The sequence below is a fragment of the Xanthomonas sp. 3058 genome, from assembly GCF_014199765.1.
Lineage (GTDB): Bacteria > Pseudomonadota > Gammaproteobacteria > Xanthomonadales > Xanthomonadaceae > Xanthomonas > Xanthomonas campestris_B.
Genome location: NZ_JACHOF010000031.1, coordinates 1 through 18,406 on the forward strand (window position 1 = coordinate 1; position 18,406 = coordinate 18,406).

Annotated in this window: 1 protein-coding gene; it reads left to right on the forward strand. The window is 67.0% G+C overall.

What is annotated here, in order from left to right; all coding sequences use genetic code 11:
* Nucleotides 1–18,406, forward strand: an 18,406-nt coding sequence (locus GGR61_RS20375) for a non-ribosomal peptide synthase/polyketide synthase (RefSeq protein ID WP_184623699.1), incomplete at both ends; no start/stop codon positions are given.

Here is an 18,406-nt window from a genome sequence, read left to right on the forward strand (position 1 = left end):
AGGCGGTGTTCGCCACCCTGCTGTTCGGACGCATGCATGCCAGCGCCGGCGTGGACCGCGTGCTCGGCATGTTCCTCAACACCTTGCCGATCCGCCTGGACACTGCGCGCGGCAGCGTGCTGGACGCGCTGCGTCACACCCAGCTCAGCCTGGCCCAGTTGCTGCACCACGAACATGCCCCGCTCGCGCTGGCCCAGCGCTGCAGCCCGCTGGACCCGTCCACACCGCTGCTCAACGCGCTGCTCAACTATCGCTACGCCGGCGGCAGCAACGTCCTGAGTGCCACCCACGATGATCGCTTGCAGGATGTGCAGCAGCTCGGCGGCCAGGATCGCACCCACTATCCGCTGGTGGTATCGGTCAACGACCACATCGAAACAGGCGGCTTCTCGCTCGACGTGCAATGCGTGCAGGAAATCGGCGCCGAGCGCATCGCGGCGATGCTGCTGCAGACCGTGCAGGTGCTGGTCCAGGCGCTGGCGCAGGCACCGGATAGCACGCTGCATGCAGTGGATTTGCTGCCCGCCGACGAACGCGCCCAGCTGCAGCGCTTCACCGTCACCGAGACCGCTCCGCTGGCGCAAGCCAGGTGCATCCACCACCTGTTCGAAGACCAGGTGCGCCGCACGCCCGATGCCATCGCAGTGCTCGCCGACAACGTCGAGCTGAGCTACGCCGCGCTCGAAGCGCGCGCCAACCAACTAGCCCATCGCCTGTGCACACTGGGCGTCGCAGCGGAACACCGCGTCGCCCTGTACCTGCCGCGCGGCATCGAGCAGGTCGTGGCGCTATTGGCCACGCTCAAGGCCGGCGCCGCCTACCTGCCGCTGGACCCGGAGCTGCCCGACGAACGCCTGGCCTTCCTGCTCACCGACAGCCGCCCGCGCGTGGTGCTGACCTGTGGCGAACTGCACGAGCGACTCCAGTCCATCGGCAGCGCCATGCAAAGCGTCAGCGTGCTGACCCTGGATCTGGATGCCGATGCAGATCTGCACGACCCCGGCGCACCGACCATCCCCAGCCTAGGCCCGGACAACCTGGCCTATGTCATCTACACCTCCGGCTCCACCGGCCAGCCCAAGGGCACGTTGCTCACTCACGCTGGCGCTGCGCATTACCTGCAATGGGCCATTGCCACCTATCGCCCGTTCCCGAGCGCGGTGGTGTCTTCCTCGCTGGCGTTCGATGCAACGCTGACCAGTCTGCTCGCGCCGCTGCTGTGTGGTGCCCGGGTCGAACTGCTGCCAGAGCACGACACGCTCGAGGCTCTACGCCAGCGCTTGTGCGATCCGACCCCGCTGGGCCTGGTCAAACTCACTCCGGCCCATCTGGAAGTGCTCGGCCAGCAGCTGGCTGAGCATGAAGGACCGCTCAGCCCGGCAGTGATGGTGATCGGCGGCGAAGCCCTGCCCGCAGCTACCCTGGCACGCTGGCAAACGCTCGCACCGCACACGCGACTGATCAACGAATACGGCCCCACCGAAACCGTGGTCGGCTGCGTGGTCCACGCCACCACCGCCGATGATGCCCTGGCCCCGAGTGGTCGGGTGCCGATCGGCCAGCCCATCGCGCATCTGCGCATCCACGTGCTCGATGCGCACGGTCAACTGGCCCCGATTGGTGTCAGCGGCCACCTGCATATCGCCGGCCCGCAGCTCGCCCGCGGCTACCTGGGTCGCCCCGACCTGACCGCCGAACGCTTCGTCCCCGATCCGTTCGCAGAACAACCCGGCCAGCGCATGTACCGCACGGGCGATCTTGCGTGCTGGCGTGCCGACGGCACGCTCGACTATCTCGGCCGCAACGACGACCAGGTCAAGCTGCGCGGCTTCCGCATCGAACTGGGCGAAATCGCTGCCGCCCTGCGCGCCTGCCCCGGCGTGCACGACGCCGCCGTGCTGCTGCGCGAGGACACCCCCGGCCAGCCGCGCCTGGTCGCCTATCTGGTCGGCGACGCCACCGGCTCGAGCGCCGACGCCTTGCGCACGCAACTGGCCACGCGCCTGCCCGACGTCATGCTGCCTACCGCCTATGTGCATGTAGACGCACTGCCGCTAACGGCCAATGGCAAGCTGGATCGCCGCGCCCTGCCAGCGCCGGATGGCGATGCCCTGGCCACTCAGGCTTACCTCGCCCCGGAAGGAGAGCGCGAAATCCTGCTCGCAGCGGTGTGGAGCGAATTGCTCAACATCGAGCGAGTCGGCCGCCACGACAGTTTCTTCGCCCTCGGTGGCCATTCGTTGTTGGCGATCAGCCTGATCGAGCGCCTGCGCCGGCACGGCTGGCAGCTGGAAGTGCGTGCGTTGTTCAACTCGCCCACCCTGGCCGGCCTGGCCAGCACCCTCACCTGCGGCGCGACGGTCAGCATCCCGCCCAACCCGATCGTGCCCGGCTGCACCCACATCACACCCGAGTTGTTGCCGCTGGTCCACTTCACCCAGAGCCAGATCGACGCGGTCGTCGCCACCGTGGCAGGTGGCGCGGCCAACGTGCAGGACATCTATCCGCTGGCGCCGCTGCAGGAAGGCCTGCTGTTCCATCATCTGGCCAGCCCCGAGGGCGATGCCTACCTCAACATCAGTGTGTTGTCCTTCGACACCCGCACGCGCCTGGATGCCTTTGTCACCGCGCTGGAGGCGGTGATCGCCCGCCACGACATCCTGCGCACCGGCTTTGCCTGGCAAGGCTTGCCCACACCGGTCCAAGTCGTCTGGCGCCATGCCACGCTGCCGCTGCACATGCTGGTCATCGATGCGCCGGACGTGCTGGCCGAATTGCGCCTGCGCATGGACCCGAGCACCTTCCGCCTGGATGTCAGCCAGGCGCCGCTGATCCACGCCCATGTCGTGGAAGATCCCGCGCACGGGCGCTGGCTGCTGGGCCTGCACAACCATCATCTGATGATGGATCACACCACATTGGAACTGCTGATCGAGGAGGTGCAGGCGCATCTGGATGGACAGCAGGCGCGCTTGCCCGAACCGCTGCCGTTCCGCAATTTTGTCGCCCAGGCCCGCCTGGGCGTGAGCGAAGACGAACACCGCGCCTTCTTCACCCAGCAGCTGGGCGATCTGGAGACCCCCACCGCGCCGTTCGGCCTGTGGGAGGTGCACGGCACCGGCGCGGATATCGAACAGGCGCTGCAGCCGCTGCCTGAGGCTTTGGCCGCCGGTGTGCGCCGGCAAGCTCGCCGGCTCAATGTCAGCCCCTCCAGCCTGTTCCACCTGGCCTGCGCGCTGGTGTTGGCCCAGACCAGCGGCCAGGACGATGTGGTGTTCGGCACCACCTTGTTCGGACGCATGCAGGGCGGCAGTGGTGCAGATCGCGTCTTGGGCATGTTCCTCAATACGCTCCCCATCCGCCTGCAACGCGACGGTCGCGGCGTGGCCGATGCGGTGCGCCAGACCCAGGCGCGGCTGGCCGAGTTGCTGCATCACGAACATGCGCCCTTGGCCCTGGCCCAGCGCTGCAGCGGCATCGCGCCGCCCGCACCGCTGTTCACCGCCCTGCTCAACTATCGTCATGTCGGCGGCAACGCGGGGCAGACGCCAAGCCAGAGCGCGCACGATTGGCACGGCATGGAGATGCTGGACGGGCTGGATCGCAACAACTATCCGTTGACGCTGTCCATCGATGACATCGCCGCAACCGCAGGCTTTGCGGTGGAGGTCAAGGTGGAGCGCCGGATCGGTACCGGGCGGGTCGTCGCGCTGATGCTGCAGACCGTGCAGGCGCTGGTCCAGGCGCTGGAAGATGCGCCAGACACCGCCTTGCATGCCTTGCACCTGCTGCCGGCCGAGGAATGCGCCCAGCTGCAGCGTTTCACCAGCACCGAGACCGTGCCACTGGCGCAGGCCGCGTGCATCCATCACCTGTTTGAAGACCAGGTACGGCGTACGCCAGATGCCATCGCCTTGCAGGAAGACGAGGTTGAAGTCAGCTACGCCGTCCTCGAAGCGCGGGCCAATCAGCTGGCCCATCGTCTGCGCACCTTGGGCGTTGGAGCGGAGAGCCGCGTCGCGCTGTACCTGCCACGCGGGATCGATCAGGTCGTGGCCCTGCTCGCGGTCCTCAAGGCCGGCGCCGCCTATCTGCCGCTGGACCCGGAACTCCCCAGCGAACGCCTGGCCTTCCTGCTCGCCGACAGCCGTCCGCGTGCGGTGCTGACCTGCAGCGAGCTGCAGGATCGCCTGCCGGCCAGCCGCGCGATGCTGCGGGTCAGCGTGCTGACCCTGGACACCGACGCACACAGCGATCTTGAAGATCCCGGCGCACCGAGCGTGCCCGGCCTGTGCGCGGACCATCTTGCCTATGTCATCTATACCTCCGGCTCCACCGGCCAGCCCAAGGGCACGTTGCTCACTCACGCTGGCGCTGCGCATTACCTGCAATGGGCCATCGCAACCTATCGACCGTTCCCCAGCGCGGTGGTGTCTTCCTCGCTGGCCTTCGATGCCACGCTGACCAGCCTGCTCGCCCCACTGCTGTGCGGTGCACGGGTCGAACTGCTGCCCGAGCACGACACGCTCGACGCTTTGCGCCAGCGCCTGTGCGATCCGACCCCGCTGGGCTTGGTCAAACTCACCCCGGCCCATCTGGAAGTGCTCGGCCAGCAGTTGGCCGAGCATCAAGGCCAGCTCAGCCCAGCGGTGATGGTCATCGGCGGCGAAGCCTTGCCCGCAGCCACCCTCGCCCGCTGGCAAACGCTCGCACCGCACACGCGGCTGATCAACGAATACGGCCCTACCGAAACCGTGGTCGGCTGCGTTGTCCACGACACCACGCGCGAGGATGCACTGGACCCCAGTGGCCGCGTGCCGATTGGTCAGCCCATCGCGCATCTGCGCATCCACGTGCTCGACGCGCACGCTCAGCTGGCACCGATTGGTGTCAGCGGACAGCTGCATATCGCTGGGCCACAGCTGGCACGCGGCTATCTAGGCCGACCGGATCTGACTGCCGAACGCTTCGTACCCGATCCGTTCGCAGAACAGCCAGGCCAACGCATGTACCGCAGCGGCGATCTGGCCTGCTGGCGTGCCGACGGCACCCTGGACTTCCTCGGCCGCAACGACGATCAGGTCAAGCTGCGCGGCTTCCGCATTGAACTGGGCGAAATCGCCGCCGCCCTGCGTGCGTGTGCCGGCGTGGATGACGCGGCCGTGCTGCTGCGCGAAGACACCCCCGGCGAGCCGCGTCTGGTCGCCTATCTGGTCGGCGACGCCGAGCAGCTCAGCGCCGACACGCTGCGCACCCAGCTGGCCATGCGCCTGCCCGAGGTGATGCTGCCGACTGCGTATGTGCACGTGGACGCACTGCCACTCACCGCCAACGGCAAACTGGACCGCCGTGCCCTGCCCGCGCCGGATCAAACCGGGTTGGGCAACGCAGCCCATCAACCTCCGCAGGGCCAGCTCGAACAGATGCTTGCACAGCTGTGGAGCGATCTGCTCGGGGTCGAACAGGTCGGCCGCCACGACAGTTTCTTCGCCCTGGGCGGGCACTCGCTGCTGGGCGTCAAACTGATCGAGCGCCTGCGCCTGCTCGGCTGGCAGTTGGAAGTGCGCGCTCTGTTCAGCACCCCGACCCTGATCGGCCTGGCCCAGACGCTCAAGACCGCCTCCATGGTCAGCGTCCCGGCCAATCCGATCACCGCCGCCTGCACCCATATCACCCCGGACCTGTTGCCGCTGGTGGCGCTCACCCAGGCCGAAATCGACAGCATCGTCCAGACGCTGGAAGGCGGCGCCAGCAACATTCAGGACATCTACCCGCTAGCGCCGTTGCAGCATGGACTGCTGTACCACCACGTGGCTGAGCCTGTCGATGACATCTATCTGAGCAGCACCGTGATTGCCTTCGACGCGTGTGACAAGCGCGACCGCTTTATCGATGCGCTCGATCAGGTCATCGCACGCCACGACATCCTGCGCACTGCGGTGTTCTGGGAAGGGCTGCGTACGCCGGTCCAGGTGGTCCGCCGGCATGCGCCATTGCCGGTGCAGCGCCATCGATTGGCCGGCAGCGATGTGGCCAGGCAATTGCAAGCGCGTCTGCACACTCAGTACCGCCGCATCGACCTGCGCCAGGCGCCGTTGCTGCGCGCACATCTGGCCGATGAGGCCGAACGCGGGTCCTGGCTACTGGGCCTGCAATATCATCACCTGGTGATGGACCACACCACGCTGGAACTGGTGGTCGAAGAAGTGCAAGCGCATCTGGATGCGCGCCAGCACCTCTTGCCCGAGCCGCTGCCGTTCCGCGACTTCGTCGCCCAGGCCTGCCTGGGGGTGAGCGAAGAGGAGCATCGCGCCTTCTTTACCCAGATGCTGGGCGAGGTCACAGAGCCGACCGTGCCGTTCGGCGTGAGCCAGGTCGAAAGCCCGCTACAGGACGTCAATCTGGCCTTGCCCGACGCATTGGCCAGCACGCTACGGCAACAGGCACGCCGTCTGGGAGTCAGCACTGCCAGCCTGTTCCACCTAGGGTTCGCGCTGCTGCTGGCACAGACCAGCGGCCGCGATGACGTGGTATTTGGCACCGTGTTGTTCGGCCGCTTGCACGCCTCGGCCGGCGCTGACCGGGTGCTGGGCATGTTCCTCAACACCTTGCCGCTGCGCTTGCGGCGCGACCATACCAGCGTTGAGCAGGCGGTTGTGCAGACCCAACGTCTGCTGGCCCAGCTGCTGCATCACGAGCACGCATTGCTGGCCCAGGCCCAGCGCTGCAGCGGGATCCAGGCACCCGCGCCGTTGTTCGCTGCCTTGTTCAACTATCGCTACCGGGGCGGTGGCAACGTGCTTGCCGAGGACCAAGCGCGCAGCGAGGCGATCTGGCAAGGCATCGATACCTTGCACTTGCGCGAACGCACCCACTATCCGTTATCGCTGGCGATCAACGACGATCACGATAGCGGCGGGTTCTCGGTGGATGTGCAGGCCAGCCAGGGGCTGGATCCGGACGCACTGGCGCAGACCATGGCCGAGATCCTGCAGCAGCTGGCACAGGCCTTGGCCGTGGCGCCGAACCGGCCATTGCATGCGCTGACCCGCCTGGGCCAGGCCGAGCGGACGCAGGTGCTGGAGGAGTTCAACGCCACCGAGGCCGTCGTGCTGGCCGAAGGCGGGGTCCATCAGCGGTTTGAACAACAGGTCCGGCAGACGCCGAGTGCCGTGGCCGTTGTGGACCAACACGGCACGCTCAGCTACGCCGAGCTGGACCGCCAGGCCAACCGGCTGGCGCATCACCTGCGCAGCCTGGGCGCGGCACCGGGCAGCAGGATCGCGGTCGCGCTGGAGCGCTCTGCAGATCTGATCGTGGCCGAGCTGGCGATCCTTAAATGTGGCGCGGCGTATGTGCCGCTGGACATCGAACATCCCGCCCAACGCATGCGCCGGATCCTGGATGAGTGCGCTGCGCTGCTGGTGATCAGCCACTCGACAAGGGATCTCCCCAACGGCAACGCCGTGCGCGTTGACATGGACTGCCTGGACGTCGAAGGCCCCACCGACGCACCGTCGCTGCTCATCTGGCCCGACAGCGCCGCCTATGTGATGTACACGTCCGGATCGACCGGTACACCCAAGGGCGTGGTGATTGCGCACCGGGCCATCGTCAACTTTGCATGCCAACCCGGCGCGGCCAGGATCCTGGCCACCGACCGGGTCGCCTTCGCCTCCAATCCGGCCTTCGACTCGGCCACCCTGGAGGTGTGGAGCAGCTTGCTCAACGGCGCGACGATCGTGATCGTGCCGCCGGCGGTGCTGCGCGATCCGCAGGCACTGTGCACGCAGATCGCTGACCTGCGCATCTCGGTACTGATCCTGGTTGCCGGTGTGCTGCGCGCCTATGCGCCGATGTTGAGCGGCCGCCTGGCCAGCCTGCGCCTGCTGATCACCGGCGGCGACCTGGCGGATCCCTACAGCCATGCGTTGATGTTGCAGGCGCCCGGCCCCGACGTGCTGCTACAGACCTATGGCCCGACCGAGACCACTCAGTTTGTGACCGCGCTGGCCCTGCACAGCGCTCCTGACCCACGCCAGCCGGTACCAATTGGCCGGCCGCTGGCCAATAGCCGCCTGTTGGTCCTGGACCGCTTTGGCCAGCCGGCGCCGATCGGCGTCCAAGGCGCGCTCCACATTGGCGGCGCACAGCTGGCGCTGGGCTATCTGGGCCGCCCCGACCTGACCGCAGCCAGTTTTGTCCCCGACCCGTTCGCCAAGCAGCCTGGCCAGCGCATGTACCGGACCGGCGACCTGGCGCGTTGGCGCGCCGACGCCAGCCTGGACTTCCTCGGCCGGCAAGACGAGCAGGTCAAGATCCGCGGGTTCCGCATCGAACTGGGCGAGGTCGTCGCCGCACTGCGCGCCTGTGCCGGCGTGCGCGATGCGGTGGTGGTACTCGATCAGGACAGCGGCGGCCACAAACGGCTGCTGGCCTATGTCGTTGGCGATACCGAGGTCTGCCAGGCACTGCCTGCCCAACTGGGGACATCGCTGCCGGACTACATGCTGCCGGCCGCCTACGTGCAGCTGGATGGCTTGCCGCTGACCGCCAACGGCAAGCTGGATCGGCGTGCGCTGCCGGCACCGGATCGCCAGGACTTCGACACCCGGGCCTATGAACCGCCGCGGCAGGGGCTGGAACAGCGCCTGGCACCGCTCTGGACCGAGTTGCTCGGCGTTGCGCAACTCGGCCGCCACGACGACTTCTTCGCCCTGGGCGGACACTCGCTGCTGGCGGTGCAACTGATCGGAAGAATTCGCGCGCAGTTGGGTCTGGGCGTGTCCTTGGCCATGCTGTTCGCGCATCCGCGCCTGGCCGATCTGGCTCAGGCCTTGGACGGCACCGCTGCGGCGATCCTGGCACCGATCGTGCCGGTCCCGCGCACCGGTCCGCTGCCGCTGTCCTTTGCCCAGCAACGCCTGTGGTTCCTGGGCCGCCTGGATACCGATGCCGATCTGGCCTATCTGATGCCGATGGCGCTGCGTTTGCGCGGTGTCCTGCACGCCGCTGCGTTGGGCAGTGCGCTGGATCGCATCGTGGCCCGCCACGAAATCCTGCGTACCCACGTGGCGCTGGACGATGACATACCGTCCCAGCGCATCGCGCCGCCGCAGATCGGCTTTGCCCTGGACTGCGTGGACCTGAGTCACGCATCGGAGCCGCAGATCCAGGTCAGGCGTTATATCGAACTGGAAACTAGCACGCCCTTCCCCGCCGAACGACCGCTGGCCCGTGGCCGCCTGCTGCGCCTGGCCGCCGATGACCATGTGCTGCTCATCACCCTGCACCATCTGGTCTCCGATGGTTGGTCGATGGGCATATTGGTCCAGGAACTGGCGGCGCTGTATGGCGCATGCGTTGAGCAACGCCCGGATCCGCTGCCACCGCTGTCGCTGCAATACGCCGACATCGCCGCATGGCAACGGGATTGGATCAGGGGTGATGTGCTGCAACGCCAGCGCGACTTCTGGGTCGAGCACCTGCACGGCGCCCCGACCCTGCTGGATCTGCCAATCGACCATCCACGCCCGCCCCGGCAGGATTACCGAGGCGATGCCCTGGATGTGGTCCTGGATGCGGATCTGACTGACGCCTTGAAGGCTTGCTGCCAGCGCCACGGCACCACCGTCTTCATGGCCTTGATCGCGGCCTGGGGGGTGCTGTTGTCGCGCCTGTCCGGTCAGCAGCAGGTGGTCATCGGCACCCCGGTGGCCAACCGCCACCGCAGCGAGTTTGAACCGCTGATTGGCTTGTTTGCCAACACCCAGGCCCTGCGCATCGACCTGCGTGGCAACCCGTCGGTTGCCGAGCTGTTGGCCCAGGTCCGCAGCACAGCCTTGGCCGCACAGGAGCACCAGGATCTGCCGTTCGAGCAGGTCATCGAAGCGCTCAACCCGACCCGCAGCCTGGCCCATCATCCGGTCTTCCAGGCGATGTTCACCTGGCAGAACACGCCAAGCGGCGACATCGCGCTACCAGGCCTGGTCGCCGAAAGCATCGATGCGGTGCTGCCGACGATCAAGTTCGATCTTGACCTGTCCCTACGCGAGCACGATGGCCGCATCCTCGGCAGCCTGGGCTATGCCTGCAGTCTGTTTGAACGCCGCACCATCGAGCGCCATCTGGCTCAGTTCGTCCTGCTGCTGCGCGGTCTGCTCGACGCTGACCGTGTGCGCGTGGCCCAGCTGCCCCTGCTGCCAGCGGCAGAGCGCCAGATCGTGTTGGACCAGGTGCACCACGACCTGGCGACACCGCCGGAGGCGCCCTACGTGCATCGTCTGTTCGAAGCGCAGGTGCAGCGCACACCGCTGAACATCGCCCTGCAGTGCGAAGCGGACACGCTCGGCTACGCCGCGCTGGACGCGCGCGCCAACCAGCTCGCGCATCACTTGATCGATCTGGGTGTGACACCCGAGGACCGCGTGGCGGTGTGCCTGCCGCGTGGGATCGACCTGGTCGTGGCGCTGCTGGCCACGCTCAAGGCCGGTGCCGCCTATCTGCCGCTGGACCCGGCCTATCCGCCCGCGCGTCTGCAGGACATGCTGGTCGACGCGCAGCCCCGCGTCCTGCTCGCCCACCAGCGCACGGCGGCGCCACTGACCCTACAGACTGACCTGACCAACGTTCTGCTGGACAGCGACGCGGCCACGTGGACCGATGCGCCCACGCAGGCGCCGACGGTTGCGGCCTTGTCGCCCCAGCATCCGGCCTATGTGATCTACACCTCCGGCTCGACCGGCCGGCCCAAGGGGGTGGTGATAAGCCACGGTGCGCTGATGCATTTCCTGGCCGCACTGCAGGCGCAACTGCCGCTGTCGCCCGAGGACCGTCTGCTGGCGGTGACCACGGTCTGCTTCGATATTGCCGGCCTGGAACTGTTCGCCCCCTTGGTCAATGGCGCCTGCGTGCTCATCGCCAGCGAGCAGACGATCCAGGACCCGTCCGACTGGGTGCAACGACTGGAGCAGCACGCCGTCTCGGTGCTGCAAGCCACCCCGGCCTTCTGGCAGATGCTGCTGGATGCTGGCTGGCATAGCCGGCCGGGGCTGCGCATGCTGTGCGGCGGCGAGGCCTTGAGCCAGGATCTGGCCCAGCGCCTGCGTGCCGGCGGCGGTCAGCTATGGAATTTGTATGGCCCGACCGAGGCCACCATCTGGGCCAGCCTGCACCCGGTACTGGGCGATGAACCCGGCAGTGTCGTACCGCTCGGCCGGCCGCTGGCCGAGACCCGCATGCGCCTGCTCGATGCGCATGCGCAGCTGGTTCCATTGGGCGCACGCGGCGAGCTCTTCATCGCTGGCCCGCAGCTGGCACGCGGCTATCTGGGTCGCCCGGATCTGACCGCCGAACGCTTCCTCCCTGATCCGTTTGCCGCCCAACCCGGCCAGCGCATGTACAAGACCGGCGACCTGGCGCGCTGGCGTGCCGATGGCGTGCTGGACTTCCTCGGTCGCAACGATGACCAGGTCAAGCTGCGTGGCTTCCGCATCGAGCTTGGAGAGATCGCCGCCGCGTTGCGCGCCTGCGATGACGTCCGCGAAGCAGTGGTCGTCATCCGCCAGGACCATCCCGGCGACACACGCCTGGTCGCCTACGTGGTCGGCGACGCTGATGCCCTCGGCCCCGATCGCTTGCGCCATCAGCTGGCCCTGCGCCTGCCCGACTACATGGTCCCGGCGGCATATGTGCCACTGGAGGCCCTGCCGCTGACCGCCAACGGCAAGCTCGATCGCAACGCATTGCCCGCACCGGATCATCAGGCACTGGAGACCGAGGCGTATGAGGCGCCACGACCCGGATTGGAACAGCGTTTGGCCGTGCTGTGGGCCGAGCTGCTCGGCGTCGAGCGCGTAGGACGCAACGACAGTTTCTTCGCCTTGGGCGGACATTCCCTGCTGGCTACACAGCTGAGCGGCCGGGTGCGCGCCGCGTTGGGACGCGAGGTGCCGCTCGCGACCTTGTTTGACCAACCACGGCTGAGCGCATTCGCGCAGGCGGTCGCCCAGGCGACATCCAGCGTATTGCCACCGATCATGCCGGTGCCACGCACCAGCCAGCTGCCGCTGTCCTTCGCTCAGCAGCGGTTGTGGTTTCTGGACCAGCTCGACGCCGGTGCCAGCGCCGCTTATCTGATGCCCACCGCTGTGCGGCTGCTGGGCGCGCTGAATCGCGAGGCGTTGTGCGCGGCACTGGATCGCCTTGTGGCCCGCCATGAAGCGCTGCGGACCCACGTTGGGTTTGACGGTGACATGCTTGAACAACGCATCGCCTCAGCGCAGATCGGCTTCGCCCTGGAGATCATCGCACCGGTCGATGGCGCCGATCCCGAGCGCGTCATTGCGCACCATGCCGCATTGGAAGCGAGTCTGCCTTTTGATGTGACCCGTGGACCCTTGTTGCGCGGCCGCCTGGTCTGCCTGGGCGCAGACGATCATGTGGTGTTTGTCACCTTGCACCATATGATTTGCGATGGTTGGTCGATGCGCCAACTGATCGCCGAGCTGCGCACGCTTTACAGCGCATTCTCGCAAGGATTGGCCGACCCGCTGCCCGCGCTGCCGATCCAGTACGCCGACTACGCGGTGTGGCAGCGTTGCTGGATCACCGACCAAACGCTGCAGCGTCAGCGCCAGTTCTGGGTCAATCACCTGCATGGCGCTCCGACGCTGCTGGACCTGCCCACCGACCGGCCTCGCCCTGCCACACAGGACTACTGTGGCGACACGCTGGAATTCGCGCTGGATGCCTCACTGAGCGAGGCCTTGAGGGCCATGAGCCTGGATCATGGCACCACGCTCTTCATGACCATGCTGGCCGCCTGGGCCAGCGTACTGGCGCGCTGGTCCAATCAATCGAGCGTGGTCATCGGCACGCCCATCGCCAACCGCCCACGTAGCGAACTGGAACCGCTGATTGGCCTGTTCGCCAACACCCAGGCCTTGCATGTCGATGTGGGCGACAACCCCACCGTCGCCGAGTTGTTGGCCCAGGTTCGCAGGACCGCCCTGGCCGCCCAGGAGCATCAAGACCTGCCCTTCGAGCAGGTGATCGAGGCGCTCAATCCTCCGCGCAACCTCGGCCATCATCCTTTGTTCCAGGTGATGCTGACCTGGGATGCGCAGCGCGCCATGGATCTATCCTGGCCGCACTTGCAGACCCAGGACATCCACCAGGCCAGTGCGACGATCAAGTTTGATCTGCACTTGTCGCTGCAAGACACCGATGCAGGCATCTGCGGCGGCCTGAGCTATGCCACCGCGCTGTTCGACCGGGCCACCATGGCCCGTCAGCTGGAGCAGTTCGTCACCTTGCTGCACGGCATGGTCGCCGAACAGAGCATCCGTGTCGGCGCACTGCCGCTATTGCCGGCTAGCGAACGCGCGCAGCTGCAAACGTTCAACACCACCGATGCCGAGCTTGATGGCAGCGGCTATCTGCATCGCGCCATCGAAGCGCAGGCCCGGCGCACGCCGCAGGCCATTGCCTTGGTCGAAGAAAACATCGCGCTCAGTTACGCCGAGCTGGATATGCGTGCCAACCAGCTCGCACATCACTTGATCGATCTGGGTGTGACACCCGAGGACCGTGTGGCGGTGTGTCTGCCACGCGGGATCGATCTGGTCGTGGCCCTGCTCGCTGTGCTCAAGGCCGGCGCTGCATACCTGCCGCTGGATAGCGATGTGCCAGCGGCGCGCCTGGACGGCATGCTCGCCGATGCACGTCCCGGGTTGCTGATTGCCCATCGCGAGACCGCCGCAGTGCTGGCCAAACGCGATGATCTGCACACCGTGCTGTTGGACGCCGAACCGGCTGCGTGGGCCTCAGCTCCCACCCATGCTCCAAAGGTCACGGCGTTGCATCCGCAGCACCCGGCTTACGTCATCTACACCTCCGGCTCCACCGGACAGCCCAAGGGCGTAGTCAACACCCATGCCGGCATCGACAACCGCCTGCAGTGGATGCAGCAGGCATTGCAACTGCTGCCCGAGCAGACCGTGTTGCAGAAAACCCCGGTCGGCTTCGACGTCTCGGTGTGGGAACTGTTCTGGCCGCTGCGCGTGGGCGCACGTCTGGTCCTGGCTCAGCCTGGTGGCCACAAAGACCCGACCTATCTGATCGAGCTGATCGAGCAGGCCGGGATCGACACCGTGCACTTTGTACCCTCGATGCTGCGGGTGTTTATGGACGCCTTGCCGCACGGAGCGTGCCTCACTCTGAAACGCATCATCTGCAGCGGCGAAGCCTTGCCTGCGGATCTGGCCCTGGCAGTCCGCGAGCGCCTGCCACAGGTCCGCCTGTACAACCTCTACGGCCCAACCGAAGCGGCGGTGGATGTCAGCATCTGGGAATGCACCGATGCTGATCGCAGCAGCGTGCCCATCGGCCGACCCATCGCCAATACCCGCCTGCACGTGCTCGATGCCCATCGCGCACTGGCCCCCATCGGCGTGGCCGGCGAACTGCAGATTGCCGGCGTGCAGCTGGCACGCGGCTATCTGGGCCGACCCGACCTGACTGCCGAACGCTTCGTCCCCGATCCGTTCGCAGAGCAACCCGGCCAGCGCATGTATCGCACGGGCGACCTTGCATGCTGGCGCGCGAACGGCGCGCTGGACTATCTCGGCCGCAACGACGATCAGGTCAAGCTGCGCGGCTTCCGCATCGAGCTGGGCGAAATCGCCGCCGCCCTGCGCGCCTGCGCCTGCGTGGATGACGCGGCCGTGCTGCTGCGCGAAGACACTCCCGGCGCGCCGCGCCTGGTCGCCTATCTGATCGGCGATGCCGAGCAGCTCAGCGCCGACACGCTGCGCACCCAGCTCGCCACGCGCCTGCCCGAGGTGATGCTGCCGACTGCGTATGTGATCCTGGAAACACTGCCACTCACCGCCAACGGCAAACTGGATCGCCGTGCCCTGCCCGCGCCGGACGCCGATGCGCTGGCTGTGCAGGTCTATGTCGCGCCCGAAGGTGAGCGCGAAATCCTGCTCGCGTCGCTGTGGAGCGAGCTGCTCGACGTCGAACAGATCGGCCGCCACGACAGCTTCTTTGCTCTCGGTGGCCACTCGCTGATGGCGATCAGCTTGATCGAGCGCCTGCGCCGGCACGGCTGGCAGCTGGAAGTGCGTGCGTTGTTCAACTCGCCCACCCTGGCCGGCCTGGCCAGCACGCTCACCCCCGCCGCCACGGTCAGCATCCCGCCTAACCGCATCTGGCCCGGCTGCACCGACATCACCCCCGCGCTGCTGCCGCTGGTCCAGCTCACCCAGCGCCAGATCGACGCGGCCGTGGCCACCGTCGAAGGTGGCGCAGCCAACGTGCAGGACATCTACCCACTGGCAGCGCTGCAGGAAGGACTGCTGTTCCATCATCTGGCCAGCTCCGAAGGCGATGCCTACCTCAACATCAGCGTGCTGGCCTTCGACACGCGCAACCATCTGGATGCGTTCGTCGCCGCGCTGGAAGCGGTGATCGCCCGCCACGATATCCTGCGCACCAGCTTCGCCTGGCAAGGCCTGCCCACGCCGGTCCAGGTCGTCTGGCGCCAAGCCCGGCTGCCGCTGCAGGTGCTGACCATCGATGCGCCGGACGTACTGGCCGAATTGCGACTGCGCATGGACTCCAGCACCTACCGCATGGATGTCAGCCAAGCGCCGCTGATCCACGCCCATCTGGTTGAAGATCCCCGGCAGCAGTGCTGGCTGCTCGGCCTGCAGACCCATCATCTGGTCATCGACCATACGACCCTGGAGCTGCTGGTCGCCGAAGTGCAGGCACATCTGGACCGGCGGCAGGACCAACTCCCCGAGCCGCTGCCGTTCCGCAACTTCGTCGCCCAGGCCCGGTTGGGTGTGAGTGAAGACCAACACCGTGCCTTCTTCACCCAGCAGCTAAGCGATTTTGATAGCGCCGCCGCCCCGTTCGGGCGACAGGATGCGCATGGCAACGGCACAGGCATCGAGCAAGCCAACACGGCGCTGCCCGCAGCGCTGTGCAAGGCCTTGCGCTTGCGCGCACGCCGACTCGATGTCAGCCCGGCCAGCCTGTTCCACCTGGCCTATGCACTGGTGTTGGCTCAGGCCAGCGGCCAGAGCGATGTGGTGTTCGGCACCGCTTTGTTTGGCCGCATGCACGCCGGCAGCGGCGCCGACCGGGTGCTGGGCATGTTCCTCAATACCCTGCCCATCCGCTTGCAACGCGACGGTCGCGGCGTGGCCGACGCGGTGCGCCAAACCCAGCAGCAGCTCGCCCAGCTGCTCCACCACGAACATGCGTCACTGGCGCTGGCCCAGCGCTGCAGTGGTGTCGCTGCGCCGACACCGCTGTTCACCACACTCATCAATTACCGTTATGCCGGCGGCAGCGCGGTGCAGGCGCCCATCGAAACAGCGCAATCATGGCCGGACCTGCAGGCCTTGGTCTTGCAAGAACGCACCCACTATCCGTTGACACTCTCGATCGATGACATCGCTGCCGACGGTGGCTTCGCGCTGGAGGTTCAGGCGGACCAGCGGATCGGCGCCGAGCGCGTGGCGGCGATGCTGCTGCAGGCCGTGCAGGTCATGCTCCAGGCACTGGAGCAGTCGCCGGATACCGCGCTGCATGCCTTGGATCTGCTGCCCATCGACGAACGCGCGCAGCTGCAAACGTTCAACGCCACCGATGCCGAGCTGGATGGCAGCGGCTATCTGCATCGCGCCATCGAAGCGCAGGCCCGGCGCACGCCGCAGGCCATTGCCTTGGTCGAAGAAAACATCGCGCTCAGTTACGCCGAGCTGGATATGCGTGCCAACCAGCTTGCGCATCACTTGATCGATCTGGGTGTGACACCCGAGGACCGTGTGGCGGTGTGTCTGCCGCGTGGGATCGATCTGGTCGTGGCCCTGCTGGCGGTGCTCAAGGCCGGCGCTGCGTACCTGCCGCTGGATGGCGATGTGCCATCGGCGCGCCTGGACGGCATGCTCACCGACGCAGGTCCCGGGTTGCTGATTGCCCATCGCGAGACCGCCGCAGTGTTGGCCAAACGCGATGATCTGCACACCGTGCTGTTGGACGCCGAACCGGCTGCGTGGACCTCGGCTCCCACCCATGCTCCCAAGGTCACGGCGTTGCACCCGCAGCACCCGGCTTACGTCATCTACACCTCCGGTTCCACCGGACAGCCCAAGGGTGTGATCAACACCCATGCCGGCATCGACAACCGCCTGCAGTGGATGCAGCAGGCATTGCAACTGCTGCCCGAGCAGACCGTGTTGCAGAAAACCCCGGTCGGCTTCGACGTCTCGGTGTGGGAACTGTTCTGGCCGCTGCGCGTGGGCGCACGTCTGGTCCTGACTCAGCCTGGTGGCCACAAAGACCCGACCTATCTGATCAACCTGATCGAGCAGGCCGGCGTCGACACCGTGCACTTTGTGCCCTCGATGCTGCGGGTGTTCCTGGATGCCTTGCCGCACGGAGCGTGCCTCACTCTGAAACGCATCATCTGCAGCGGCGAAGCCTTGCCTGCGGATCTGGCCCTGGCAGTCCGCGAGCGCCTGCCACAGGTCCGCCTGTACAACCTCTACGGCCCAACCGAAGCGGCGGTGGATGTCAGCATCTGGGAATGCACCGATGCTGATCGCAGCAGCGTGCCCATCGGCCGACCCATCGCCAATACCCGCCTGCACGTGCTCGATGCCCATCGCACACTGGCCCCCATCGGCGTGGCCGGCGAACTGCAGATTGCCGGCGTGCAGCTGGCACGCGGCTATCTGGGCCGACCCGACCTGACCGCCGAACGCTTCGTCCCCGATCCGTTCGCAGAGCAACCCGGCCAGCGCATGTATCGCACGGGCGACCTTGCATGCTGGCGCGCGAACGGCGCGCTGGACTATCTCGGCCGCAACGACGATCAGGTCAAGCTGCGCGGCTTCCGCATCGAGCTGGGCGAAATCGCCGCCGCCCTGCGCGCCTGCGCCGGCGTGGATGACGCGGCCGTGCTACTGCGCGAAGACACCCCCGGCGAGCCGCGCCTGGTGGCCTATCTGATCGGCGATGCCGAGCAGCTCAGCGCCGACACGCTGCGCACCCAGCTGGCCACGCGCCTGCCCGAGGTGATGCTGCCGACCGCGTATGTGATCTTGGAAACACTGCCGCTCACGGCCAACGGCAAACTGGATCGCCGTGCCCTGCCCGCACCGGACGCCGATGCGCTGGCCGTGCAGGCCTACACGCCGCCGCAAGGTGCGCTGGAACAGACCCTGGCACAGCTATGGCGCGAGCTGCTCGGGGTCGAACAGGTCGGCCGCCACGACAGCTTCTTCGCGCTGGGCGGTCACTCGTTGCTCGGCGTGCGCCTGATCTCGCGCATCCGCAGCACCCTCGGCCTGGAACTGCCGCTGGCCGCGCTGTTCGCCCAACCGCG